This is a genomic window from Frankia sp. CpI1-P, assembly GCF_001421075.1.
Lineage (GTDB): Bacteria > Actinomycetota > Actinomycetes > Frankiales > Frankiaceae > Frankia > Frankia torreyi.
In genome coordinates this window covers 76098-99781 of the sequence record NZ_LJJX01000019.1, presented here as the reverse complement: position 1 = coordinate 99781, position 23684 = coordinate 76098, and the positions used below count along the sequence as shown (strand labels likewise).

Here is a 23684-nt window from a genome sequence, read left to right as displayed (position 1 = left end):
CCGGCGAACCCGAGGGTGTAGGCGGTGACGATCCACTGCTGGCCCGCGGCGCTCAGGCCCAGGCCGTGCCGCATCGCGGGCAGCGCCACGTTCACGATGGACACGTCGAGAATGACCATGAACTGGGCCACGCAGGCGAGCGTCAGGATCGCGGCCTTCGAGAAGGTCGTCGAGGAGCTCGTCGAGGAGGTCGCCGCCGATGGGGCGGGGCGGGCGATCTCCTGTGGTCGAGCGGACATCGGCATGGACACGGCGCTGACCTCCCGGTCGGTCGGATGATCAGGACTTCGCCGGCTACTGTCCGTCCGTCGGCGTGCCGTCGACGAACTGCGCGAACTGCACGAGCAGGGTCAGCAGCGCCTCGGGGGCCTCGAGATGCGGCAGGTGTCCGGCTGCGGGCAGCAGGTGGAAGGCGGCGCCGGGGATGGCTGCGGCGTACTGCCGGCCGTAGGCCGGCACGGCCATCCGGTCCGCCTCGCCCCAGACCACGAGCGTGGGAACGGCGAGTCCGCCCAGCCGTCCGGCCAGGCTCGGGTCGGCCATCGTCGGGCCGCCGTAGGCCTGNAGGGCCGCCCGGTTGCCCGCGGCGACGGACTTCTGCGCGTCGGTCAGCGCGGCCAGGTTGATCCGGAACCTGTCCGGGTCGGCGTAGCTGAGGTTCACGACCTCGTCCAGCGTCAGGGCGAAGAAGTCGGCGACGGGGTGCTCGGCGCTGGTCGGGCCGACCGCGTTGAGCAGGACGAGGCGTCCGACCCGCCCGGGCGCGGCGAGGGCGAGTTCCGCGGCGGTCCAGCCGCCGATCGAGTTCCCCACGACGGTCACGTCGGTGAGGTCGAGCAGGTCCAGCAGGCCGCGGTAGACCTCGGCGAGCCGGCGGACGGAGTCGATGCCGTCGGGCCGGGGAGTACCGCCGAACCCGGGGTGCTTCGGGGTCAGGACCCGGGCCGGCCCGCGGGCGGCGAGCAGGTCGGCGAAGCCGGCGACCGAGTCAGGACCGGCGCCGCCGTGCAGCAGCAGGACGACCCGGCCCTGCCCGCGCTCGGTGACGGTGACGGGAACGGGGCCGGATGACGTGGGCACCTGGTGGACGGTCGTCGAGAGGTCCGTGGTGGTGGNCATGCGATCTCCTCGTGACAGAACGGGTGCCGCGCGGCGCCGCGCGAAGGGGCGGCGCACCGCGCGGGTTCGGCTGGGGGCGGCCGGGGCGGCCGGGTGCGGGGCCGATCAGTCGGCGTAGTCGGTGGCCACCTCGGTGGCGTACCGACTCATGACCTGTGCGGTCGCCTCGGGCGTCGCGGGGCCGGTCTGGGCGATCATCTCCCGCAGGTCGCGGAAGTACTGCACATACAGGTCCGGGGTGAAGGTGTTGAGCAGCACCAGTGGTTCGTCGCCGGGGTTGGCGAAGGTGTGCGGCGCGCCGGGCGGGATCATCGCGAGGGTGCCGGCCGGCGCGTCGTAGGTGGTGGTGCCGACGGTGAACCGGGCGGTCCCGGAGACGACGTAGAAGCCCTCGTCGTGCCGGCCGTGCCGATGTTGGGGCGGGCCGTCGGTGTGCGGGGCGAGGGTGATCTCGCCGATGCCGATGCGATGGCCGGTGGTGCTGCCGTCCTCCAGGATGCGCATCGTCGCCGGGCCGAGGTGCACGGCCTCTCCACCCCCGGGTCCGACGATCGAAGCCTTGGTGCCCATGGGATCTCCTCCACACTTCTTCGTGAGAGCTGACACGCATGAAGATAGCGAGCTCGCTTCACTGATGCAAGCGTACTCTCGCGAAGAGACATCGCCATCATGATGAGGAGGGGGACGTGAGATGGCCGTATCAGGCGCCACCGGCCGGACGAATCAGAAGGCCAGGACCCGCAAGGCCATCGTGGAGGCATGCCGTGAGCTGATCCGCTCGGGAGCCGAGGTCACGATGCCGCAGGTCGCGCAGCTCGCCCTGGTCTCCGAGGCCACCGCCTACCGCTACTTCCCCGACCTGGTCTCGCTGATCCAGGAGGCCCTGGGCGGACTGTGGCCGGAGCCGGCGCAGGCTCTCGCCCCGATCATCGGGTCGACCGATCCCGGGGAGCGCGTCGCCTTCGCCTGCGAGCACCTCCTGCGCCATGTGCTCGCCTACCAGGGCGCGGTGCGGGCGACGATCTCCCACACGATCACCGCACCGCTCCGGGCGCGGGACCGCCCCGGCCTTCGTTTCGGCCTGATCGACCACGCCCTCGCGCCGTTCCAGGACCCGGCCGGTCCGGCCTACCTCAGCCCCGCCGCGCTGGACCGCCTGAAGCTCGACCTGGCAATCACCGTCAGCGCCGAAGCCCTGTTCGTCCTGACCGACCTGTGCCGGCTGCCACCGGAGGAAGCGATCGCCAGCGCGGTATGTACGGCCACCACCCTCACCCGAGCCGCCTTCACCGACCCGCCCGCCTGACAGCGCAGGACAGGGTCAGCGCCGATAAATCGATGTACTTCCGTGGGCGCGAGATCCACAATGACCCGGTGACTGGGACTCGCACAATTCGGTCCGCGACGATGGCGGATGTGACCGCTCTCGGCGAGTTGAACGCCGACGTTCAGGAGTTGCATGTCCGTATGCAGCCAACCGATTTCCGTGCGCCTGACACAACCGCCGCCGCCGCCTACTTCCGGGAGCGGCTGACCGCACCGAACGTGCTGGTGCTGCTTGCCGACGAGGATGGCCAGGCACTTGGCTACCTGTACGCCGAGGAGCAACGCCTGGAAGCAGACGCCTTCCGGCAGTCATCCAACGTCCTGCATATCCATCACCTCTGCACTCACCCCGCCAGGCGGAGATCTGGCATCGGCCGCGCCCTGATGACCACGGCGGAACAGCACGCAGCCAGCCGATCCCTGGATACGCTGCGACTCAACACGGGAAGTTTCAACACGGACGCACAGCGGTTCTTCGGGCGACTCGGTTACGAGCCGTACAGGATTCGACTCATGCGACGTCCCTGAACTTTCGCCGGCTACCCTACTTGCAACCGTGCCGGGGCGGGCAGCTTGGAGTGCCTGGACACCTGTCGTGGACCGACTCCGTCAGCGAGCGTCGATCCCTCAACCTCGAGTGCACGCGGCGTTCCACTGAAATGCGCGAACTCTCACGCCAGGCCAGCTCAGGGCTGTGGGTGAGACGGCAGCGGCGCCGCGCCGTGGTGGGCGGTGAGCCCTCCGTCGGCGACCAGCGTCGTACCGGTGATGTAGGACGCCTCGGGCGAGGCCAGGAACCAGATGGCCGCCGCGTGCTCACGCGCCTGTCCCCAGCGCTGCATCGGGATCCGCCGGCCTACCGCCGCCGTGGACTCCGGCTCGGTCCGGTGCCGCGCCGTCAAGGGGGTCTCGCTGAGGCCCGGCGCCACCGCGTTGATCCGGATGCGCTGGGCCGCGTGATCGAGTGCCGCGGCGCGCACCATGTTGATCACCGCCGCCTTGGACGCGTTGTACGCCCAGTTCCCCGGCTCCCCCTGCAGCCCGGCACTGGACGCGGTCACGACGATCGCGCCGCCGCCGCCGGCGCGCATGGCCGGAACGACAGAACGTATCCCGATCGCGACGCCTCGCACATTGACGGCAAGGATCCGGTCAAGCCGATCGATCGCATCGGCGTCCTCCCACGGCAGGGTCCCGCCGATCCCTGCATTAAGGACCGCGACGTCCAGCCGCCCGAACCGATCGAGCGCGAGCTGCGCCATGGCCGTACCGGTCTCCTCGCGGGAGACGTCCCCGACGAGCGGCACGACCTGCTCCGATGCCGGCCGGCCGATCAGGGCGGACAGCCCGGCCTCGTCCAGGTCGACCGCGACGACCCCGAACCCCCGGGCGGCGAACAACTCCACGCACGCTCGCCCGATGCCGGACGCCGCTCCCGTGATGACGACCGACGAGGCGACCACGCTTCCTCCAGGGAGCTCGGGGAGACCACCGCGGCGGCGAATCCGGCTGGCGATGCCGACGTAAGCCTCACCCGTCGGAGTGAACGGGAATGTTCCACGTCATGACGCACAGGAGTCGAATCCCGGCCGGGCGCCCAAGCCCGATAGACGAGTCGGCCCGAAGGACGACCACCGGGCTCACCCGGCCAGGCCGCCGAGGGCTTGGAGGGTGCGATCGCGCTCGGCGGGAGTGGTGATCCCGGTGGTGTTGGCGATGAAGTTGGTGGCGCCGGCGTCGGCGAGGCGATGGAGCTGCGCTTCGAGGTGCCGCTCGTCGCCGATGATCGCGACGTCGGCGGGGTTGGTCGCGCCTTCGTGGTCGAGCATGGCCCGGTAGGAGGGCAGCTCGGCATAGCAGGCGAGGTGAGCGGCGGCGCGTCGGCGGGCCTCCTCGGGGTGGTCGGTGACGCAGACCGGCAGGCTGACCGCGACCTGCGGCGCCCCGGCGGCAGCGGCGGTGATGGCGGGCACGATGTGGTGCTCGATCGTCCGGGGCCCGGCCATCCAGGTCATGGCTCCGTCGGCGAGTTCGCCGGCGACGCGGAGCATGGCCGTGCCGAGCGCGGCGACAAGGACGACGGGCGGGGTGCTCCCGGCGACGTGACCGGCGAAACCGCTGGTGTCGGCGGTGATCATGTCTCCCTCGAAGACGACCGTGCCGTCGCGCAGCAGCGGCCGCAGGGCGCAGAGGTATTCGCGCATATACGTAGCGGGGCCGTCGAGATCGATGCCGAAGCGCCGCGCGACCGGCCGCCGGTGCAGCACGCCGAGGCCGAGAGTGAGCCGACCACCACTGGCCGCCTGAACGGTCTGCGCCTGGCTGGACATGGTGATCGGATGTCGGCTGTGGGTGACGGTGACGGCGGTGCCGAGCCCGATCCCGGGCACGTGGACGGCCAGCACGGCGAGGGCGGTGAGCGCGTCGAGGTCGTACTGCTGGCCCAGCCAGACCGAGCCGATGNCGGCCGCCGCGGCGTCTCTGACCTGGCCGACCAGCACATCGATGGCGTTCGACGCCTCGGGTCCGGGTGGCACGAGCGCGAGCCCGATCGGGATCATGCCGCCCACGCTAACCACGTCACCCCGAACTATCGAAACCACTTCAGTGGAATCCAGTGCCGGCGCCGAACCAGGGGCTACCGAAGAAGGTTGGGTCTCGCGGGCGAGGACGCCGCCAGTCCCACCTTGGTCAACCGGCTAGGTGATCCGTGGCGCGGCGGACGGACGCTTCCCCCGGACGCACTCGAGTCGCTGGTCGAACGATCCGCTCACACACTCGCCATACTCTCCGAATCGTTTCTCTCGACTGTACACGGAAAGGTAGAATGGCAGGCCGTCTACNGTGCCGACCCCCAGGGTTTCAGACGCCGCCTGGTGCCAGTCCGGATCGAGGACTGTCGTTGACCAAACCCGATTTCCCCGGCGGCAGACCGCTCGGACCGCATATTCCCAGGAACGCCGCCGATGCCGCCGCACTGTTTGGTGGCGTGCACCCAACCGGGCGGCGGCCTTCTACGGAACCACCCGATTTTCCGCGGACCCTGCGGCACCAACCACCGCGGACACGGGCAGCCGCGAGGCACATGACCGTGGCCGGAAACCCCGACCCCCGGTCGGTCGCCGTTGTAATCGGATGCGTGTTCTGGCCTGCAGATCGTTACAGGTGGATCGACCGCCAATGCCCGTCCGCGCGCGAATCTCGCGATTGTAAACCCGATTCACGAACCGCCCCACAAGAACAAGGATAAATCGGGCGAATATTCTTGCCGGTCGCACCGCGTTGCTCTAACTATCGGCGCCGCGATCACTCTGGTCGCTCCGGTAATCCTGGTCATGAACTCTCCTAGGTCGCCGTCAGGGCCGACAGCAACGGTTCCCGGTACGCCGACACCAACTTCACCCTAGATCCTAGAAGTGGAGTCCGTGGGAAACCTGGAGTCCGCGGGAAACCCGGCAAGGCCGGCGTCGAATATTCCCCGACGGGAACCCGTACCCTCGCCAGTGGAGCCGGTGAGTCCGCGGACGAATACCAGATTTTTTCCAGGGACGAGGAAGCCAGTCGAAGCGACAGGACTACATACCGTATATATGCCAGNGATCCCGGCGAGCAAAGAGACGTGACATTTTGGTTCAAAAATAACGAACTCTGTCCGCCAGACAGAGCGAATGGCGGCTTAATTTACCACATACTTCACGAGGGATAAGGGGCCGTCCTCGCCGAAGGGGGCACACGCCTCGTGCCAGCCGGGCAGCGCCACGCCGGCCGCCGNGAGAAACTCGCGCCCAGCTCGTCNGGGTCGAACGCCCCGAGCTCCGCCCGATCCCCGTCCTACTCCTCGGATCGGGGTCACGAACGAGGCGCCTTGGATCTCCGGCGACCTCCGAGGTCCACTCAGGCAAGTGCCAACCAGCGAAGGCTGGGAAGGGGTCCGAGCCGGCCGTAGAGCGATCATGCCGGACTTCGCCCGGCATGGCGACCGTCGTCGGCGAGGTCGACGCGCAGTGAACGGACTGATACATCCCCCTCCCCGGACGTGGTCCGGTCAGCCCGCGGCACGTGGCGGTTGTGTTGCTGTACAGGCGAGCGACACATAAAGGCCAGGTCGTAGTGCTGTGCAGCAGCTACGGTCCCCTGCTAGGTCCGACGGGGGTCGGACAGAGGGGACCTACCTGTAGATGCGTAGATCGCTGTTCGCCATGGGGGCCGCCGCCGTGCTCGTGGCGTTGACCGCACTTCCTGCCGCGGCCAGTCCGCCGGCCGATCCGGGTGCGCTCACGCTCGCTGTGTACGGCGACGAGCCGTATGGCACCACGCCGACGGACAACTCCGAGTTCCTCGCCACTCCGGCGTTCATCAACTCGATCAACTCGGACCCGGCCGTCGGCCTGGCCATGCACATCGGGGACATCCACTCGGGCAAGCAGTACTGCACCGCCCAGTACGACCAGTCGATCGCACAGCTCTGGCAGCAGTACCAGGTGCCGCTGGTCTACACCCCGGGCGACAACGAATGGACCGACTGCCACAAGGCGGGTGAGGGCGGCGGCACGTACGACCCGACCACAGGGAAGATCAAGTATGTGACCGACCCGGCCACCGGCCAGCCGGTCGACTACGCCGGCGGCGACCCGGTCGCGAACCTCGCGCTCCTGCGCTCGCTGTTCTTCCCCACGGCCGGGAAGACCCTCGGCAGCGGCAAGCTGCCCGTCCAGTCGCAGGCGAAGGAGTACGACCCGGCGTTCCCGTCGGACGCGCAGTACGTCGAGAACGTCATCTTCGAGCGGAAGGGCACGCTGTTCGTCACGCTGAATGTGCCGGGTGGCTCGAACAACGACGCCGACATCTGGTACGGCGCGCCGACGATGAGCACCGCGCAGGCGCGGGAGGCCGCGGAACGCACCGGTGCCGACCTGCGTTGGCTCGACCACGCGTTCGCCCAGGCCCGCCAGAACGGCGACACCTCGGTCGTCATCTCCACGCAGGCCGACATGTGGGACCTCGACGGCAAGACCGCGGCNCACCTGACCAACTACGAGCCGCTGGTCTCCAGCATCGCGTCACACACGACCGCGTTCGGCAAGCCCGTTCTGCTGATCAACGGTGACTCGCACGTCTACAGATCGGACAACCCNCTCTCGCCGACCGCTCCGTGCGTCACCGACTCCGCTGCCGGCGAGGTCAGCTGCGCAAACGAGTCCGCTGCGCACCCCGGGTACGACGTGGAGAACTTCCACCGGATCGTCGTGCACGGCAGTACGTTCCCGCTCGAATGGCTCAAGCTGACCGTGAAGCCCAGCGCGAACTACCCGGCGGGCGCCAACGCGTTCGGCCCGTTCGCCTGGCAGCGCCAGCCGCAGGCCTGACACGCCCCGCGGCGGGGCCGGTGGCTACCCGCCACCGGCCCCGCCTTCCTGAGACGCCGGCGAGGGGCAGCACACAACGGCCCCCGGCAACGTGTCCCGCGCACGCCACTATGCCTCCGAGGGGTTCGCGGCCGTCGCGATCGGCGCGCCCAACGGGGTGCTCTCGATCCGCGGCAGTCAACCCACCACCAGTCGCGTACCTCATACACACGACCTATCCGCAGAAGCATGCATCATGCACCTCTCGACCCCGCGGGTAAAAGCTCGTCAGCTCATACGGCGCCGCAAACGCCCGCTCCAACGGGATCTGCTAATCCCAGCAAGTTCGGTAAACAAGGAACGGACGGCCCCGACATCTAATGATCTTCATTGCCTCCCGGCGGTCCCCGCCGGCGGCAGCGGGTAGCACAAGTGCTATCATGAGGTCATGGACGAGATAGGGCTGCGTGAGGTGCGNCAGAACGCGAGCGAGCTGGTGCGGCGGGCCCAGGCCGGCGAGCGACTGACGATCACCGTCTCCGGTCGGCCGGCAGCCGTTCTCGGTCCAGTGACCCCGCGTGCATGGCGGCGTTGGGACGATTTCGCGGAGGTCTTCGCCCTGCCGGCCGTCGCCGACTGGTCCGGGGATCGCGACCTCGTCGACAACACCCTGACGGACCCCTGGGAAGATCGATGAATCGTGGCGTCCTCGACACCAGCGTGCTGGTCGCCACCGATGTCCTCCCGATCCCCGGCGAACTGGCGGTCAGCGTCATCAGCATCGCCGAACTCCAGTTCGGCATTCTCGTCGCTAAGACCCCCGAGGCCCGCGCGAACCGACTCGCCCGGCTCAGTGCGCTCCAACGACGATTCGACCCGCTACCGGTAGACGACGCCGTCGCCGACAGCTACGGACGACTGGCCGCCCGAGTGGTCGAAATCGGCCGCCAGCCACGGGCACGGACGATGGACCTGCTGATCGCGGCGACGGCGCACGCCCACGGGGCCAGCATCTACACCCGCAACGCCGCCGACCTTGCCGGCCTCGAAGATCTCATCACGATTGTGGCGATCTAGAAAAAGGCTGCCCCTCCGGACGTGACGTCGAAGACCAGTGACTCGGGATAGCGCGATATCGACGATCAGGGCGGCTACGCCTTGGCCGCCACCTTCATCGCCTTCTTGTAGTCCCGGACCTTGCTGCGGGACTCGGGGCTGCTGATGTCTGCGACGGAGCGGTAGCTGCCGTCCTCGCCGAACGGCGCACACGCCTCGCGCCAGCCGGGCGGGGTCACGCCGAGCTGCTTGCCGAGCAGGGCGACGAAAATCTTCGCCTTCTGCTCGCCGAAGCCGGGCAGCGCCGCGACCTGCCTGAGGAGCTGACGGCCATCGTCCGCCGTCGTCCACACCGCCGCCGCGTCACCACCGTAGGAGTCGAGCAGCAGCCGGCACAGCGACTGCACCCGCTTCGCCATCGAGCCCGGGAAACGATGCAACGCCGGCTGCCGGGAGAAGATCGCCCCCAGCTNGTCCGGATCGAACTCCGCGAGCTCCGCCGGATCCAGCGGCCGTCCCAGCCGCACTACCAGCTCGTACGGCGCGGCGAACGCCCGCTCCAACGGGATCTGCTGATCCAGCACCATCCCGATCAGCAGCGCCAACGGGTCGTTCGTCAGCAGCTCGTCCGCCTCGTCGATCTGGCTCAGGTGCAGTCCCACGGCATTACGGTAGCCGACCGCCTGACGCGGACCGCTACGGCGCCCGCCACCTGGAAGGGACCGGGACGGACAAATACGGACTGAGGCACGGGACGGATGAGNATCGAGCCTGGACGCGGGACGGCTGACACCGTTCCGGATCACCACACCGGACGACACACTGGAGCAGATCCGACGTAGTTCACCGNGATCGTCGACGGGGTCGAGGCGCGCCTTCTCCGCGAGCCCGTTCCGGAACCACGCCTCCGACGCTGCTGCTGCACGGATGGCCGACCTCGTTCGCGACGTTCCGCACGGTCATCACAGGCTCGCGCACCCGGAGACCGTCGGCGGCGATCCTCTGCTCGCAAGCCGTGGCTGGTTGGGCACCGGAACACCTCGATCGGACATCCGCATCTACCGCGGACAACGCGCGTCCCGCCGCTGCGGCTCGTCACCTTATGTGATCGCGACGCTCGCGGCCGTCGACGGTGCCGACGGTCACGGACCGAACAGCGCCAGCGGGACTACGCCGACATCATCACGTCGACGATAGGCGTGCTCCCCCGCGTAGATGACGAGGGCGTCGATCAGATCTGTCCCGATTCGGTCGCGTAGCCAGGTCAGGTGCCTGACGTCGGAATCCTCAACCCGGTCGGCCAACNTCACCTCGACCGCCAGCACGCGGCCGTCCGAGCGCTCGACTATCAGATCGACCTCATGGTCGTTGTTCTGGGTACGTAGGTGACCTACCCGGGCCTCGGCGGCCTCGGCGTAGGTATGGATGCTGAGCGCGGCGAGATGCTCGAACAGGGCCCCGAGTATCGTCCCCGCCGACAGGACGGTATTGCCCTGCTCGGCCCGCAGCAGCGCGGAGTTGTCGAGTCCGAGCAGCCGCGCGGCCAGCGCTGGATCCGCCAGATGATGCTTGGCGGACCGGCCGAGCCGGTCGAGATGGTTCCGGCTGGGAATCCACGGCGGGACCGCGTCGAGCAGCCACAGTGACGACAGAGCATCACGATAGGCAAGAGTGGTCTCCTTCGCTGGCTTGTTACCCAGGCCGGGAGTCGCCGCATCCAGAANTTTCGAGTAGGCCGTCGTCGTCGACGTGGCGGCAGCATAGGCGGCGAGCCAGGCGCGCAGTACCGTCGGGCGCCGGATCGGGTAACCCTGCTCGGGAAACTCCCGTTGAACGACATTGTCCAGGTACGCATCGAGTTCGGCTCGACGCACCCGCGGCGGCAGGCTGCGGATAGCGGGAAAGCCCGATGCCGTGATCTCCTCGACGTAGTCCGTCAACCGCACGGCGGTCGCACCCCCGACGTCGCCGTTTCCTTCGAGGAGCGCGGCGAGGCTCACAGTCGGCTCGTCGACGTCCCGCTCGGCCATGCTCAGCGGGCGCATTCGCAACGGCACGATACGCCCTGCGCCCGAGTGGACCACTGCCCCTCTGGGTACGGAACTGCCCGCCATGATGAAGTGACCGGCCGGCGAGCCAGCGTCGACCGCGCGCCGCACGTGGTCCCACACCTCGGGAAGGCGCTGCCACTCGTCGACCAGGACCGGCCCCGGCAGCCGGGTCAGGACGGTCGGATCGGCGGCCACGATCTCACGCTGGCCGGGAAGGCTGAGATCGATGATCGACTCTGCGCGCCGCATCGCGGTCGCGGTCTTGCCCACCGCCTTCGGCCCGTGGATCGACAGAGCGCGAAGATGCGGCTGAAGTGGGTCCAGTGTGTCGTCGAGGACACGACGCCGATAGTGGACCACATCCCTACTCTACCAACAGCAGATACTCTAGTCTTCCGATAGCAGGCCCGCAGGTCTGCCGATCCGACCTCGCAGGCAGCCCCGCCGCGGAGGGCAGCGGGGGTTACAAACGCGGTGCGGCGGACCAGAACCTGGCGCTACGTGTCAGGCGCTACGTGTCAGATGGGTGCGGACCGTCCCGTCCTGTTCCAGCCTGCCGATACTGGCTGGTCCAGCACCATCCCGATCAGCAGCGCCAACGGGCGTTGGTCAGCAGCTCGTCCGCCTCGGCGATCTGGCTCAGATGNAGTCCCGCGCCATCACCGTAGCTCCCGCCAACCCGGCCTCGACAGGCAACCGGCCGCGGGATGAGTTCGCCGGTGTTGCCGGTCAGCCCAGACCGGCAACACCGCACGGTCGTCGTCGGCGCTCAGGTCGATGACCTGCGTGCGCGAATCTGGTGCGGCCGCGTGCATCGAGCCATCGCTGTTTGACCGAGCCGGGTCCGCCGGTCCGTAGCGAGTGGCTGTTGCTCAGCAGGCGCTCCCCGAATCCTCGGGTGCGCGACCGGCTTCGTCGGCGAGCGCGCCCGCCAACAGTCCAAGCTGACCGAACGCCCGGGCCCGGCCTATGTGGTCGCCGTAGTCGCNGGACTCGACGATGTGCCCGTCGTGGACACGGACGACAAAGACGCACGGCAGTGTGAACTCGCCGCGGTCGCCCGTCCCGACGTACGTGAACTCGACGACGATCAGCTCGGGGTCCGCCGTCCGATGCACGACGATGTTCGTCGGCTCGAACCGTCGGATGCCGGCTGCCCCACCGGCCCCCGCCGCGAAGTGCTCCCGTAGCTCGGCACGGGTTCGCAACGGATGATCGCCGAGCGGTGCGAGCGGATGCCGCACATCCGTCCGTTCCGCATACAGACCGGCGAGTACGTCGAGCTGACGTTCTCGCTCGTCCGACGCTAGATCGTCGGCCATCAGCCGGCCCACGCCAGCGACAACCATGCGAATGACGTCACCTGGATCAGGTGCCGGCAGCATCGAACCGCCAAAACAAAGTCGCGACTCCGCAACGGTATCGAAGTCTGGACTCCACTTGCAAGCTTGGCTGGTCCGACCGGGAGGAGGTGGGCCATCCGGAGGAACGCCAGCCAGGGCGGTCCGCTCACGGCCAACCACGCCCGCCGGACGGTCGTCACATCGCACGGAGGAGGGGCGGAAAGGAGTGGTCCTGCCAGATCAGCCGGGATCGCTCCTCCGGGTAGGCGGTGACGAGCGAGGTGGAGTCGAAGACCTGGGTGAGGCGTCGGTCGCGATCGTAGGGCGGCCAGCCGGGGTCGCCCCGGGTGGCGAACGTGGTCCAGGCGGCCCGCATCCGCGCCGACAGCGCCATCGCCTCGGAGGTGGGGCGCTCGCCGATCAGCAGGGCAGGCTGGCCGCTGGTGAGGGTGCCGAACACAAGCGGAACGTCGAGGCCGTGGCAGGCGCCGAGGGCGCCGCCCAGGCCCGGGGCCGGCCAGGTCAACTCGTAGAGGTGCACCTGGCCGCCGCCCGCGACCTGCGCCTGCGCGAGGTGCAGGGTGGGCATCCGGAACAGCCAGTCCGAGTGCACCAGTTCGTACAACTCGTCGGGGCCCGCGTCCGGGTAGGCGTCACGGTAACGGCGGGCGCCGTCCGGGCCGGGGGCGAAGACCTGGAGCGCGGTCGCCGCCTGATCGGATGTCACCTGGCCGAGCAGGCCGGTGAGGGCGGTGAACAACCGCTGTTCGTCGCGGGTGTGGCCGGCGAGAAGGTCTACCTCCCGGCTGGAGCCGGCCGCCACAGCCTGCCACGGCGTGGCCGGCAGGACCTCGCCGTCGACGACGGGCGCGAACAGGATCGACCGGTGTGCGGCCTGGCCCCAGCGCTGCGCCCGGGCGGCCATCGTGGCGGCCACGGTGTCACCGGCGAGGGCCAGCAGAGCCGGGTCCACGCCTGCCAGGTCCGCGACGCAGGGACGCAGTCCCAGTTCGTCGGCGCAGGTGCTGGCGATGTCGGCGGCGAGCTGCGGCGAGAAGAAGGTGCCCGGCACGCTCTGGGCGACGGCTCGGCGGAACAGCCCGGCCGCCCGGGGCATGGCCAGCAGGGCGGCGACCGATCCGCCGCCGGCGGACTCGCCGAACACCGTGATCTCGTTCGGGTCGCCACCGAAGGCGGCGATGTTGTCGCGTACCCATTCCAGGGCGGCGACCTGGTCGAGCAGGCCGCGGTTGGGGGGCGCTCCGGCGATCTGGGCGAAGCCCTCCATCCCGAGGCGGTAGTTGAAGGTCACCACGACCACGCCGCCGTCCCGGGCCAGGTGACCGCCGTCGAACTCGGGCCGGCTGGACGCGCCGATCGCGTACGCACCGCCGTAGATCCAGACCATCACCGGAAGCGTCGCGGCCGGGCCGGGCTCAGGCGACCAGACGTTGACCGTCAGCCAGTCGTCGCCCGCCGCGCCCTGGGATGACGGGTCCCGGCCGAGCACCTCGGACTGCGGCGGTGGGGGGCCGTAGGACCGGGCCGCCCGCACTCCGTCCCAGCTCGCGGCCGGCCGCGGCGCGGCGAAGCGGAGCCCGCCGACCGGCGGCTCGGCGTAGGGGATGCCACGAAAGACCGCCACGCCCGACTCCAGGCTGCCGCGCAGCGCCCCGCCCGCCGCGCGGACCTCGGGCTGGGACGCGGCAGACGCCGGTCCGGCGACGGCGGTCGTCATGGTTCCTCCTGCGCGGACGCCGGGCACTCGATCGTGACCGCGGGCGGCAGCATCATCACGCAGGACCGGAAGCCTCGCCAACCATTTATCGGCGATCAATACGCGGGGAGGTGGCCAGAGGTGCACGCGTGCGAGCTGACCGGAGCGGGCGGTTGACGGTAGGGATCAATCCCCCGTCGAGGCGGAGGTTGACGCCCGTCCCGAGTCGCCTATGACGACGAGGGGTCGGAAAGTGCCCCAACTATGATCATCGCGCAGAGCAGGCCGACCACGACTCCGATCACGACCCAGATCCGGCTCCATTGCCATGCTCGGCGAGCAGCCTGGAGATCGTTCCGCGCGAGATCCCTCCTCCATCTTCTGCCATACCAGACGGCGAGCAGTCCGGCCGGCGGCATCAGGATTACCGCAAAGAAGACCATGATCTCGTAAATTTCGGTTGCCAGCAGCGATGGCGGCGACATCGCGGAATTGGGAAACACTCGCGGCTGGCCGGGAAAAGGCGAAGGGCGCCCCCGGGGCGGATAATTCCGCCACTCGTAGTGACCGGTTGGATAGTACCGGTTCGTCGGCCACTGGTAGGCACCCGGGTAAGACCCTCCGGTCGGCCACGAAGGTGGCGGAGGTGGCGGCGGAGGCGGAGGCGGTGGTGGAGGAGGTGGCGGNGGAGGTGGCGGCGGAGGCGGAGGCGGTGGTGGAGGAGGTGGCGGAGGTGGCGGAGGTGGCGGACCTTGCGGTGAGGGCTGATCCCACAGGCTGGTCCGGCGTGGGTTCCTGGCGTTCTGGCTGGTCGATGCCGCGCGAGATTTTCGGGGGCCGCCGGCCGACCCGGCCACCGAGGCGGCCGAAACCGACCGCAGGTGGGCGTCATAGCCGTCCCGCCATCTTTTCAGGATCTCGTAGGCGAGGGTGATGAGCCGCATCCGGCGATCCGAATCCCGGTCTCTGCTGTCCGGATTATCGGGATGGTTTTCCCGGGCGCGGGCCCGGTACTGCCGGTGGATTTCCGCCTGACTGGCGGTGCTGGTCACCCCGAGTATGTCGTAGGCATTGTTGTCACCGAGATCGCGAATCAGTCGTCCGAGCGGGGTCATCGTCCGATCCGCTGGACGACGTCGCCGCGGTAGCAGGCCAGTGACCAGTGCGCCGTCGCGGCCGTGTGACCCGCCGGCACGATCATGCTTCCGGCCGCGACGGTCACCTGGGCTGGACCGGCCAGGACGAAGGTGTAGTTGGCGAGCTCGGAAGGCCAGCCGTTGTTGTCGTATCCCTCGTAGTGCCACTCGGTCCNCAGAATCTCCTGCCCGTCCAGGAAGGGCTCCTGCAGCAGGTGTTGCGCATACGCGGGAAGGTAGCCGAAGGCCCGCCGCGCCGGCGCACCGATCTTGATCGGCAGCGCCGCGCGGGAATCCGGCGGTGGCAGGTAGCGATTCTCCAACCCCGGCGTGGTGCCGACAGTCGGGCGGCTGCGGCCGGGGCCGGGCGGTGGCCGGTGCTCGATCGCCTTGCGCCGCAGAGACCCCTCGCGCAGCAGGTACGAGCTGAGCCGGTAGGTCGGCGAATGATCCGTACGGATCGCCGGTTCGGCGAGNCAGAGTCCCCTGGGCCCGAAGGCNACGCCCTTGACCCGCTGGTCGTCGCCCTGCACGATCGCCCACCAGGCGTAGATCGGTCCGGTCCGGGCCTCCATGCGGGCCTTCACCGCGCCATCGAGCTCACTCCAGCACTCGTCGCGCAGCTTCGCGCCCGACGAGAAGGGCAGCTCCTCCGCACGGAAAGTGGTCGACGTCCGCGCCTGGCCCACGACGGCCGGGGAACGTCCGGCCGGGGAACGTCCGGCCGGGGAACGCAGCACCACGTCACGACCGGGATGGGCGTTCCCCGGTGAGCCGACTGGTGACCACGGCTGCACGGGTCCGTGGCCTGAATCGGAAGGGGCATTTTCCCACTCGGAAGGCATCATCGAACCCATCCATCGTGTTGTCAGCCGACCACCTTTGGTGCGAATTCTACGTGATGGCCGGCCGTCTCCCGCGTTTCTCTCATCGCCCGGCTTCGCTTGGAGATATGGTTGCCGCCGAAGTGATCAGCACACCTGATCAAAGACGAGCGCTGCGGTCGTCACTGCCGGTCGTACGGAACCGCAGCTCATGCGGCTCCGGCCTCACCGGCGGCCTTCCTCTGCTTTTTGTCGCCGCGGACCTTGTCGCGATAGTGCTGATCGACGATGTCGGCCACCGAGAGGTAGCTCCCAGCCTCATCGAACGCAGTGGCGGCCTCCCCCAGCCCGGAGGATCGACACCGAGTTGCCGGCCAGCAGTGCAACGAAGATCTTCGCCTTCTGCGCGCCGGAACCCGGCAGTGCCGCGACCTATTTCAACAAGCACACGGCCGTCCGCCGCGCTNGTCCGGACCGCCGCCACGTCGCCGTCGTAGGAGNCCAGGATCAACCGGCAGAGCGACTGCACCCGCATCGTTCGTCAGCGGATCGTCCGCCGCGGGAAGCCGGCTGGTGGGTTGTCAGCAGCGCACCACCACGGCTGGTACGCCGCCCGCCTGAACGAGCCGGGTAATGTCCTTGGGGTCGCTGGTCAGGATGCGGTCGCCTGGGCGGACGAGCAGGGCGACCATCGCGTCAACCACATCGGAGGTACCGGTGCGGCCAAGTAGCACACCGGCATCGCGGCCGGTCCGGTCGTCAACGGTGCACACCTCCACCGCGCGTAGCAGGCGGGTCAGCGCGGCCTGCCGCCCGGCGTGATCCCGCCAGACCTGGGCAACGACGACGGCGTTGCTCCGTAGCCCGATGCCCCNCTGCTGCGCAACCCGGAGTCGGGCGACCATCTCCCGATCGCCGCGCTCGACAGCCAGAAGCGCGCCCGCGTCGAGAACGAGCGCGCTCACGCCGCCGACTGATCCGCGCGCAGGCCCAGCTCGCGCTCAGCCCGCGCCAGTTCCTCCGGCGTCAACGCCGGGTTTGCCGTCTCCCACGAGTCAAGGAACTCGGCGAGGGCATCGGCTCGAAGCTTCGCGGCAGCGGCGCCCGCGAGCCAGGCCGACAGCCCGACGCCAGCGCGCCGGGCGGCGTCCCGAACCGCGTCGCCCAGTTCGCCGTCGAACGAGACGCTCATCTTGTCGACCTTCACCGCTCCAGAATACCGGGGTAGCAACTACCGCGGTATGTCATCTCGGTGTGGCTCGTCCACGATGTCTGCCGGGCAGGAGGGATCAGGGGCGGCGGTGGGTAATCGGCGGCTCTGCCATCGCCGTGGGCGAGCCCGATCGCGGTCAGGACTGTCGCGCCCGCCGGACAGTCCTCACATCACGCGCAGGAGGAGGGGCGGAAAGGAGTGGTCCTGCCAGATCAGCCGGGATCGCTCCTCCGGGTAGGCGGTGACGAGCGAGGCGGTGTCGAAGACCTTGGTGAGGCGTCGGGCGGAATCGTGGGCCGGCCAGCCAGGGTCGCCCCGGGTGGCGAACGTGGTCCAGGCGGTCCGGCGACGGCGGCTCGGCCACCGATGGTCGGTGGCCAGCAGGTCATTCGCCAGCAGCTCGTCCGCGTCGTCGTCCCTCGCCCCTCGTCTCGCGATCGCCGGCGTCCGAGCAGTGACATCGCGGTCGCCGCGAGTCCGAGAGTTCAGGGCAGCTTCTCCTGCTGTCACTGAGCAACGGCACCAAACACGGTTACGCGATCGCCACGAATGTGTTGGAACAGACCGCGGCCGGTCTGACTGCGGCCCGCCGGTCCCCGCGCCCGCGCCGACGCCCTGACTCGCTCGGCCAGGGTGAGGAGGGCCCGGGCTGGAGGCGTGGGCGGTTAACGCCCGGCACGGCATTCGGCCGGTGCGTGGGTGGGTAGGCACGTCCATCGCTGCCGGTGAGCCGTCAGGCGGCCGGGCCTCCCACTGGCAGGCGCCGCCGCGAGTACAACCCACAGCGGCGCCGTGGCGGGCCGGTGCGCACGGCGATCAACTGATTACCAGTGCCGGGCACGCCCGGACCACCGCGATACCCCGGCTCGGGCTGCCCAGCCGGAAGCGGACCCGGTTGTACAGGACGGTCCCCGACACGGCGCGGCCCTTGACCATCGGCTCGCCGGGCAGAAGCGTGAAGGTCCAGTGTCCTGCCTGTTCGCAGTCGGGCAGCTGGGCGCCGCTCTGCAACACCCGGGCCCCCCAGATCTGCCGGACCATGAGACGGCGGGTGTCGACGCCCGCCACGGTGTACGCCGCCTCCGGGCCGTTCACGATGTCGTTGTAGCTGCCGAGGTGGATGCCTGCGGCGCCGGTGATCGTGGCGACCATCGTCCACGGGACCCCGGGTTCGACGGCCACCTCGCCCGCCGGCAGAGCACGGTCCACGACATCGCCGGCGTCCGAGCCGGTCTGATCCCGGCGGACAGCCGGGTCGAGCCCGCCGCGGGTGTCGAGCCGGCCGGGATCGGGCACCAGCAGGATGCCGTAGACGGCCGCGTCGGCGAACCGGGCGTCGGCAAAATGAGTGGACAGCGCGACCGTCGCGCGGCGTGCCCGATCCCACTGGTCCGGGGTGAAAGCGTCCCGCAGGTATTCCGCCGAGGGCACCGGAAGACCGGCTCTTTCGGTGCCCTCGCGTACGGACTCGCAGGTGTTCCAGCCGGAGCGGGCCAGTATCTCGATCTGCGCGCGCGCGAAAGCGGTGGTATCCGACACCGGGAACCTGTCCATGCTCAGATGCAGTCCCACCACGTCACCGTAGCCCGGACCGAGCGAATGTCCCACGACGGGGCGGTGCCGGCTCCCGCGGTGGCACGGCACCGAGGCCAGCCGGCTCCCGCCGGCATGCCGGAGCACAGTCGATCTGGTTCAGGGGAAGCCTCACCGCACAACCGCTGCTATCGGTTGGGAAGGTCGGCCGCCACCAGGTCGGTGTGGATGAAGTCCAGGCCCTTGAACAGCAGCGGCTCCCGCCGCGCGGCCGTGAGCGCATACGCAAAGCAGTCACCGAAGTTCAGCCGGGCAGGGCTACCGCTCCCCCGGCCAAAGTCCCGGTACGCCTGCCTGGCCAGAGCCGCGTGCTCCGCGGTGACCGCGACCACCTCTATGTCAGCCACCCTGACGAGTTCGTCAAACCGCCGACTGGCGACCGGGTCACGGACCGAATCGACGACGACCGCGGCCTCCACGTAATTCACGGCTGACATCGCCGGGCTGGCCGCGTTGGCCAGGGCAGCGGCATAACGAGGCGCCTCGGGCTCCGCTCGGATGATGGCGACGAGTGCGGAAGAGTCCACGATCATGCCGGCAAACCATAATCATCATAGAGGTCGTCGATGCTCATAGTAGAGGCGGAAACCGCCGACGCTATCTGGCGGCCAAGGTCCACGATGCGGGCGGCTCGCCGTTCACCCGACTCGCGATCAGCACGAATCCGGTCCAGACGTTCACGGATGGCCACGGTCACGGCCGTTGTGATGGTCTCCCCTGTCAACTCGGCCAACTCGCGGCTGAGCCGCTGCGCCTCCTCGTTCTTGATGTTCAGCGCCATCTCCGACCCCGTCCACCATGGAAGCTCCAAGTTCCACCATGCTACACCGACTGGCCGGATCGCCGCCCGCCGCGCGGACTTCGGGCCGGGAGCGGCTTCTCAGTTCGGGCCCACGTCGAAGGCGACGACCCACTGCTCCTGGCCGCGGACCATCGCGTGGATCTCCGTCACCCGCACGCCGGTCTGCGGATTCGACTCGTAGATCTCCCGAGATCTCCCGATGCACGCCGACCCCCACCGAGAAGTTGGGCGTCTCGGTGTCGGCCACCGCGTACTCGACGACATCGGCCAGGCCGGCGACGGAAGCACGCCGCGGCGCGGTGAGGTCGATGCTCGCGCGCAGGAACAGGATTCGCAGGACGTCGTCACCGGCTATCGGCACCACCCGACCGTCCGCCTGGGTGAGCTCGCTCCTGGCCACCCAGCGGAACTCGTAGGTGGGGAACGACGCCCCGCGGAAGGTGAAGGCGATCCGGTCGTAGCCGGCGGGCCGACCGTTCTGACGATGACCGATCGCGGCGATTCCCACCAGGTTCGGCGTCGGGCCGTCGTACGGGTGGGCGACCGACCCACCGTTCCCGGAAGCGTTGGGCCACTGCCACTGGTACGCGACCCGCGAGGAGATCACCCGGATCGTGGCCGGCGCGGTAGGCGTCGGACGCGGGCTGAGCCGTGCGCTCGGTGTTGCCCGCGGCGGGGTTTGCAGCGGGGTTTCTCCGGTCCCGGGAGCGCTGTTCGACGGCCTGGTCGCCGTGATGCCGGGGGACGCGCCGGTTCCGCCGGCCGACCCGCGCGGCCTGTACCGACCAGCCCGGGTTCCGGTTGCGGCCCGTCGACCAGTTGCGGGCACGGCGGGCCGCGCTGCGGGCCGCACGGTGGGCCGGGTGCGGCCGGGTCGTGCGGTCGCGGGTCACGATGTGACGCCGGGTTTCACGCCGGAGCAGGTGACGGCGTCGACGAACATGGGAGGTAGGTCATGCCGCGCACCTGTAAGGACGAAGCCCCGCTGCTGGTGGACTCGCCCGTCATCAAGGGTCGATACGTCGACCTTGACGGTTTCACGGTTGGATTCGAGACGTTCGAGGCGGATGCGGACGGGGCGCCGGTGTTCCGGGGCCTGCCCGACGACCGCTGCCAGTGCCAGCACTGGGGACTCGTGCTGTCCGGCCGGTTCGTGCTGCGTTACGCCGACCGGGAGGAGACCTACGTGGCGGGCGACGCCTACTATGCCCCGCCCGGTCACACCCCGGAGGTGACGGCCGGCACGCAGGTGGTCGAGTTCAGCCCGTCGGCCGAGATGCGGGCGACGATNGCCGTCGTGTCCGCGAACATGCAGGCACAGTCCGAGAGCGGTGAGTAGGCGATGACTCTCGACGAGGCGACGGCCCGGGAGCTGGCGGAGAAGCTCGTGGTCTTCCTGGAGACGAACACCCCGCCGGACGGCCTGTTCACGCCGGACGTGTTCTGTGATCTGAACGTGCCGCTGTGGCGGCTGCAGGCCGTCGGCCTTGAGGAGTCGGTCGCGCTGCGCAAGGCCGGGCATCCGGTGTCCGGCCGGGTGCCGCGATCCCGGTTCGACGTGACCGGCGGCGGCTTCCTCCTCGAGGTCGAGGAGGAATGGGAGCAGGGCGCGGAGACGTGGTACTGCCGTGAACTGATCCGAGCCGACGTCACCGACGGCGCGGTCTGCGCCCTCACGGTCTACTGCACCGGGGACTGGGACAGCGCGCTGGTGGCCCGGCATGCGGCCCAGGTGCGCCTGGCCCGGCCCTGACGGCATGCCTCGATCCTCACCCGGCGGCGGACGAGGTCCCGGCGGCGGATCAGCCGCCATACACTCTCAGCCGTGAACAGCCCGGCCGTGGACGGGGCGCGGACGGAGTCTGCCGCCGCGTCCACGGCCGAGGTGCCGTCCCCGGCGGACGCCGCCGCTGCCCGCAGCGAGGATCACGTCGACGCGAGGCGGGCGTCCTACGTCGAGGCGTTCGCGGCGGCGCGCGCGGCGGGTGACGTCGAGGCCATGGCCGCGGCGGCGCGCGCGGCGGGTGACGTCGAGGCCATGGCCGCGGCGGCGCTGGGGCTGCCGTCCACGCAGCGGTTCGGCAGTCATCCGGGGCAGGTGCCGGCGCTGCTGCACGAGGCGTATGCGGTGGCCGTCGCGCCCTCGACCCGCTGCCGGCTGGCCGCGGCGCTCGCCCGTGCCTGGGTCTACGGCGGCGATGCCGGCCGGGCCGGCGGCTTCGCCCGACAGGCCGAACGGCTCGCCACCGACATCGGGGACCCGGCCCTGCTCGCCGATGCGCTCGACGCGGCGCTGTCGGCGCGGTGGGGGCCCGACGACTACCGGGAGCGGACCAGGCTCGCGGCCAGGCTGGAGGACGCCGCCGCGCACCAGGCGGACCCGGGGGTGCGGCTCTCGGCGCACCTGTGGCGGCTGACCGCGGCCTGGGAGGCGCTGGACGTAATCGCGGTCCAGCGGCAGCTGCGGGCCCTGGAGCTCCTGGCGGCGGACTCAGCCTCGCCGCGCGATGCGTTCTTCGCCGTGTCCCGCCGAGCCATGCACGCCCTGGCCACCGCCGACCTGGCCCGCGCCGACGATCTCATCGCCCGGACTCGCGAGCTCGGCGCCGCGCTCGCCGAGCCGGACCGGGAGGCGGTGCTGCACAGCCTCGCCGCCGACCGTGCCCTGCAGGCCGGCGACCGGGAGGCGTTGCGGCAGGAGGCCGCGGGATTCGAGGCGTTCGGGACCGCCGAGGGCATCCCGTCGGTGACCGCCGAGGCGGCCGTGTTCTGGCTGGAAGCCGGCGAGCCCGATCGCGCCGAGCGGCTGGCCCTACAGCTGGCCGGACCCGGCCTGCACACGGTCGCCCGTGACGTCGACTTCCTGCTCACCGTCGGGTGCCTGGTGCAGGTCGCCGCGGCACTGCGACTGGACGATCTTTGCGATGAGGGTGTCGCGCTGCTGGAGCCGTACGCCGGCCGGGGTGTCCTCAACGCCGGGGCGGTGACTTTCCACGGCGTCGTCGACGACTATCTCCACCAGGCCTGTCGCCGGCTGGGCCGAGCCGACGCCGCCCGTTGGCGGCACAGCGCCCTGACGGCCTACCGGCGCGTCGGCGCCGCCTGGTGGGCCGGCCGCCTGGTGGAGTCCGGTCCCGCTGCCGGCGACAGGGACGTCGGCAGCCCGCGCGAGCCCGGTACCACGACATCCGGCCCCACGACGCCCGGCCCCACGACGCCCAGCCCCCCAACGCCCAGCACCACGACGCCCAGCACCACGACGCCCAGCACCACGACGCCCAGCACCACGACGCCCGCCGCCCCGGTTCTGGTGATCCATCTCCAGCCGGGCCCCGCGGACGTCTGGACCGTCGGCCCGCGCGACACGGCCGTCGCGATTCCGGGCGTCAAGGGGTTGCACTACCTGCGCCATCTCGTCGAGCGGCCCGGCCAGGACATCAGCGCGCTCGTCCTCTCCGACGCGGTCGCGGGTCATGCCGGCGCCGGCGTCGGGGATTCGGACGCCGGCGAGCTTCTCGACGCCCAGGCTCTCGCGGCGTACCGGCGCCGGTTGTCCGAGATCGACGCCGACCTGGCCGAGGCGGATGCCTGGGCCGACCCCGTACGGCTGGAGCGGGCGCGCCTCGAACGGCAGGCCCTGCTCGACGAACTGGCCGCCGCGACCGGGCTCGGCGGACGCCGCCGCCGTGCCGGCTCCACCCGGGAACGCGCCCGCGTCGCCGTTCGCAAGGCCATCGTCGCGGCCGTCGACCGGATCGACCGGATCGACCCCGCGGTCGCCAGGCTGCTGCGCGACACCGTGCGCACCGGCACCACCTGCCGCTACGACCCCGACCCGAGCCGCCCGGTCCGCTGGGTCACCGGCCGATCCTCGACCTGACGCCGACGCGGGAGGAGGTTCGTGCGGGGCCGGACCGCGCTCCCACAGCCGGGCCACCCTGGCCCGGCTACCGGGCCTGTGCTGGTCGTCCTCGCCACGGACAGGCCAGGAGTAAGTTCACCGTGTCTGTCCGGCGTGGGGGTGCGTCGGCGGGCGCCGACAAGTGGGGGATTCGGATGGCTCGTCCTGTGATGAATCGGATTCACGTCGCCGCCCGCGGAACACTGCCAGCGCTCGCGGTCCTCNTGGCGCTCGGCTTGTCCGGATGCGGCCCCTCGA

20 protein-coding genes and 10 pseudogenes are annotated in these 23684 nt (G+C 70.0%); 10 read left to right on the top strand and 20 right to left on the bottom strand.

The annotated features are described in order from the left end of the window. On the bottom strand, positions 1-74 hold a 74-nt coding region (locus FF86_RS48755; protein ID WP_242418788.1), incomplete at its 3' end, for a hypothetical protein. 37 nt (positions 75-111) lie between these two features. Here FF86_RS48755 and FF86_RS48750 point away from each other — a divergent pair. Beyond that, entirely contained in the window at positions 112-279 is a 168-nt protein-coding gene (locus FF86_RS48750) for a hypothetical protein (protein ID WP_242418779.1), read from the top strand. A 15-nt stretch (positions 280-294) separates the two neighbouring features. Here FF86_RS48750 and FF86_RS48745 read toward each other — a convergent pair. The 3 genes and pseudogenes from FF86_RS48745 to FF86_RS14730 all read right to left on the bottom strand — a co-directional run. Then, positions 295-564: pseudogene (locus FF86_RS48745) on the bottom strand (alpha/beta fold hydrolase); the annotation flags it as partial. A gap of 1 nt (position 565) precedes the next feature. Further along, a partial coding sequence (locus FF86_RS14735; protein WP_242418778.1) for an alpha/beta fold hydrolase occupies positions 566-1080 on the bottom strand: 515 nt, incomplete at its 3' end. A gap of 144 nt (positions 1081-1224) precedes the next feature. Continuing rightward, positions 1225-1689 (bottom strand): cupin domain-containing protein, encoded by a 465-nt coding sequence (locus FF86_RS14730; RefSeq protein ID WP_044886011.1) that lies wholly within the window; start codon positions 1687-1689, stop codon positions 1225-1227. 121 nt (positions 1690-1810) lie between these two features. On the opposite strand from FF86_RS14730, the gene FF86_RS14725 reads away from it, so the two are divergent. Both FF86_RS14725 and FF86_RS14720 read left to right on the top strand, forming a co-directional pair. Beyond that, positions 1811-2425 (top strand): TetR/AcrR family transcriptional regulator, encoded by a 615-nt coding sequence (locus FF86_RS14725; protein WP_044886010.1) that lies wholly within the window; start codon positions 1811-1813, stop codon positions 2423-2425. Positions 2426-2535: 110 nt separating this feature from the next. After that, positions 2536-2973, top strand: a complete 438-nt coding sequence (locus tag FF86_RS14720; protein WP_157866949.1) for a GNAT family N-acetyltransferase — start codon at positions 2536-2538, stop codon at positions 2971-2973. 158 nt (positions 2974-3131) lie between these two features. Here FF86_RS14720 and FF86_RS14715 read toward each other — a convergent pair whose 3' ends face one another. From FF86_RS14715 to FF86_RS62420, 3 genes and pseudogenes are all read right to left on the bottom strand, one after another. Next, on the bottom strand, positions 3132-3908 hold the full coding sequence (locus FF86_RS14715; RefSeq protein WP_044886008.1) for an SDR family NAD(P)-dependent oxidoreductase: 777 nt from the start codon (positions 3906-3908) through the stop codon (positions 3132-3134). Positions 3909-4085: 177 nt separating this feature from the next. After that, positions 4086-4908, bottom strand: a pseudogene (locus FF86_RS14710) (LLM class F420-dependent oxidoreductase); the annotation flags it as partial. A 1-nt stretch (position 4909) separates the two neighbouring features. After that, positions 4910-5006 (bottom strand): annotated as a pseudogene (locus tag FF86_RS62420) (LLM class F420-dependent oxidoreductase); the annotation flags it as partial. A 90-nt stretch (positions 5007-5096) separates the two neighbouring features. Between FF86_RS62420 and FF86_RS66485 the strand changes: the two are divergent. The 5 genes and pseudogenes from FF86_RS66485 to FF86_RS14695 all read left to right on the top strand — a co-directional run. Beyond that, positions 5097-5288 (top strand): annotated as a pseudogene (locus FF86_RS66485) (hypothetical protein); the annotation flags it as partial. Between the two features lies 1 nt (position 5289). Further along, a pseudogene (locus tag FF86_RS66480) lies at positions 5290-5351 on the top strand (toll/interleukin-1 receptor domain-containing protein); the annotation flags it as partial. A 2229-nt stretch (positions 5352-7580) separates the two neighbouring features. After that, positions 7581-7811 (top strand): annotated as a pseudogene (locus FF86_RS35915) (hypothetical protein); the annotation flags it as partial. 457 nt (positions 7812-8268) lie between these two features. Beyond that, positions 8269-8487 (top strand): type II toxin-antitoxin system Phd/YefM family antitoxin (locus tag FF86_RS14700; protein ID WP_242418776.1); only part of this gene is annotated, 219 nt, incomplete at its 5' end. Beyond that, positions 8484-8867: a type II toxin-antitoxin system VapC family toxin gene (locus tag FF86_RS14695; RefSeq protein WP_044886004.1), complete on the top strand. Its 384-nt coding sequence runs from the start codon at positions 8484-8486 to the stop codon at positions 8865-8867. The genes FF86_RS14700 and FF86_RS14695, both read left to right, overlap by 4 nt. A gap of 74 nt (positions 8868-8941) precedes the next feature. On the opposite strand, the pseudogene FF86_RS14690 reads toward FF86_RS14695, so the two are convergent. The 13 genes and pseudogenes from FF86_RS14690 to FF86_RS31935 all read right to left on the bottom strand — a co-directional run. Then, a pseudogene (locus FF86_RS14690) lies at positions 8942-9318 on the bottom strand (HhH-GPD-type base excision DNA repair protein); the annotation flags it as partial. Between the two features lies 1 nt (position 9319). Then, positions 9320-9508, bottom strand: a pseudogene (locus FF86_RS48740) (Fe-S cluster assembly protein HesB); the annotation flags it as partial. Positions 9509-9988: 480 nt separating this feature from the next. After that, a pseudogene (locus FF86_RS66475) lies at positions 9989-10151 on the bottom strand (AAA family ATPase); the annotation flags it as partial. Position 10152: 1 nt separating this feature from the next. After that, positions 10153-10569, bottom strand: a pseudogene (locus FF86_RS48735) (DUF4143 domain-containing protein); the annotation flags it as partial. A gap of 1 nt (position 10570) precedes the next feature. Further along, a partial coding sequence (locus FF86_RS48730; protein WP_255355795.1) for an ATP-binding protein occupies positions 10571-11257 on the bottom strand: 687 nt, incomplete at its 3' end. Between the two features lie 629 nt (positions 11258-11886). Further along, a partial coding sequence (locus FF86_RS48725) for a nuclear transport factor 2 family protein (RefSeq protein WP_242418774.1) occupies positions 11887-12219 on the bottom strand: 333 nt, incomplete at its 3' end. Positions 12220-12436: 217 nt separating this feature from the next. Beyond that, positions 12437-13978 carry a carboxylesterase/lipase family protein gene (locus FF86_RS14675; RefSeq protein ID WP_044886001.1) on the bottom strand — a complete coding sequence of 514 codons (1542 nt, stop codon included), beginning with the start codon at positions 13976-13978 and terminating at the stop codon, positions 12437-12439. 666 nt (positions 13979-14644) lie between these two features. Further along, positions 14645-15072 (bottom strand): J domain-containing protein (locus tag FF86_RS66470; RefSeq protein ID WP_206778952.1); only part of this gene is annotated, 428 nt, incomplete at its 3' end. A 1806-nt stretch (positions 15073-16878) separates the two neighbouring features. After that, on the bottom strand, positions 16879-17109 hold the full coding sequence (locus tag FF86_RS14660) for a hypothetical protein (RefSeq protein ID WP_128423324.1): 231 nt from the start codon (positions 17107-17109) through the stop codon (positions 16879-16881). A gap of 186 nt (positions 17110-17295) precedes the next feature. Continuing rightward, a complete protein-coding gene (locus tag FF86_RS48720; protein ID WP_044885996.1) occupies positions 17296-17640 on the bottom strand; it encodes a hypothetical protein in 345 nt (114 codons plus the stop codon). 306 nt (positions 17641-17946) lie between these two features. Continuing rightward, positions 17947-18669 (bottom strand): hypothetical protein, encoded by a 723-nt coding sequence (locus FF86_RS14650; protein WP_199865418.1) that lies wholly within the window; start codon positions 18667-18669, stop codon positions 17947-17949. A gap of 182 nt (positions 18670-18851) precedes the next feature. Then, on the bottom strand, positions 18852-19256 hold the full coding sequence (locus tag FF86_RS14645) for a type II toxin-antitoxin system VapC family toxin (RefSeq protein WP_044885995.1): 405 nt from the start codon (positions 19254-19256) through the stop codon (positions 18852-18854). Beyond that, on the bottom strand, positions 19253-19504 hold the full coding sequence (locus tag FF86_RS31935; RefSeq protein ID WP_044885994.1) for a type II toxin-antitoxin system VapB family antitoxin: 252 nt from the start codon (positions 19502-19504) through the stop codon (positions 19253-19255). Before FF86_RS31935 ends, FF86_RS14645 begins: the two co-directional genes overlap by 4 nt. 1363 nt (positions 19505-20867) lie before the next feature. On the opposite strand from FF86_RS31935, the gene FF86_RS14630 reads away from it, so the two are divergent. Next, the gene (locus FF86_RS14630; protein ID WP_044885992.1) at positions 20868-21278 is read left to right on the top strand and encodes a hypothetical protein; all 411 of its coding nucleotides are present in this window, start codon (positions 20868-20870) and stop codon (positions 21276-21278) included. 87 nt (positions 21279-21365) lie between these two features. After that, positions 21366-23405, top strand: a complete 2040-nt coding sequence (locus tag FF86_RS34230; RefSeq protein WP_206778459.1) for a hypothetical protein — start codon at positions 21366-21368, stop codon at positions 23403-23405. The last annotated feature ends 279 nt before the right edge of the window (positions 23406-23684 follow it).

Coding starts and splice junctions, on each gene's coding strand:
- FF86_RS14660 (WP_128423324.1), bottom strand. CDS start 17,109: ATGAGCGTCTCGTTCGACGGCGAACTGGGCGACGCGGTTCGGGACGCC.
- FF86_RS48750 (WP_242418779.1), top strand. CDS start 112: ATGACCATGAACTGGGCCACGCAGGCGAGCGTCAGGATCGCGGCCTTC.
- FF86_RS14675 (WP_044886001.1), bottom strand. CDS start 13,978: ATGACGACCGCCGTCGCCGGACCGGCGTCTGCCGCGTCCCAGCCCGAG.
- FF86_RS14730 (WP_044886011.1), bottom strand. CDS start 1,689: ATGGGCACCAAGGCTTCGATCGTCGGACCCGGGGGTGGAGAGGCCGTG.
- FF86_RS31935 (WP_044885994.1), bottom strand. CDS start 19,504: ATGGCGCTGAACATCAAGAACGAGGAGGCGCAGCGGCTCAGCCGCGAG.
- FF86_RS14645 (WP_044885995.1), bottom strand. CDS start 19,256: ATGATCGTGGACTCTTCCGCACTCGTCGCCATCATCCGAGCGGAGCCC.
- FF86_RS14695 (WP_044886004.1), top strand. CDS start 8,484: ATGAATCGTGGCGTCCTCGACACCAGCGTGCTGGTCGCCACCGATGTC.
- FF86_RS14630 (WP_044885992.1), top strand. CDS start 20,868: ATGACTCTCGACGAGGCGACGGCCCGGGAGCTGGCGGAGAAGCTCGTG.
- FF86_RS14725 (WP_044886010.1), top strand. CDS start 1,811: ATGGCCGTATCAGGCGCCACCGGCCGGACGAATCAGAAGGCCAGGACC.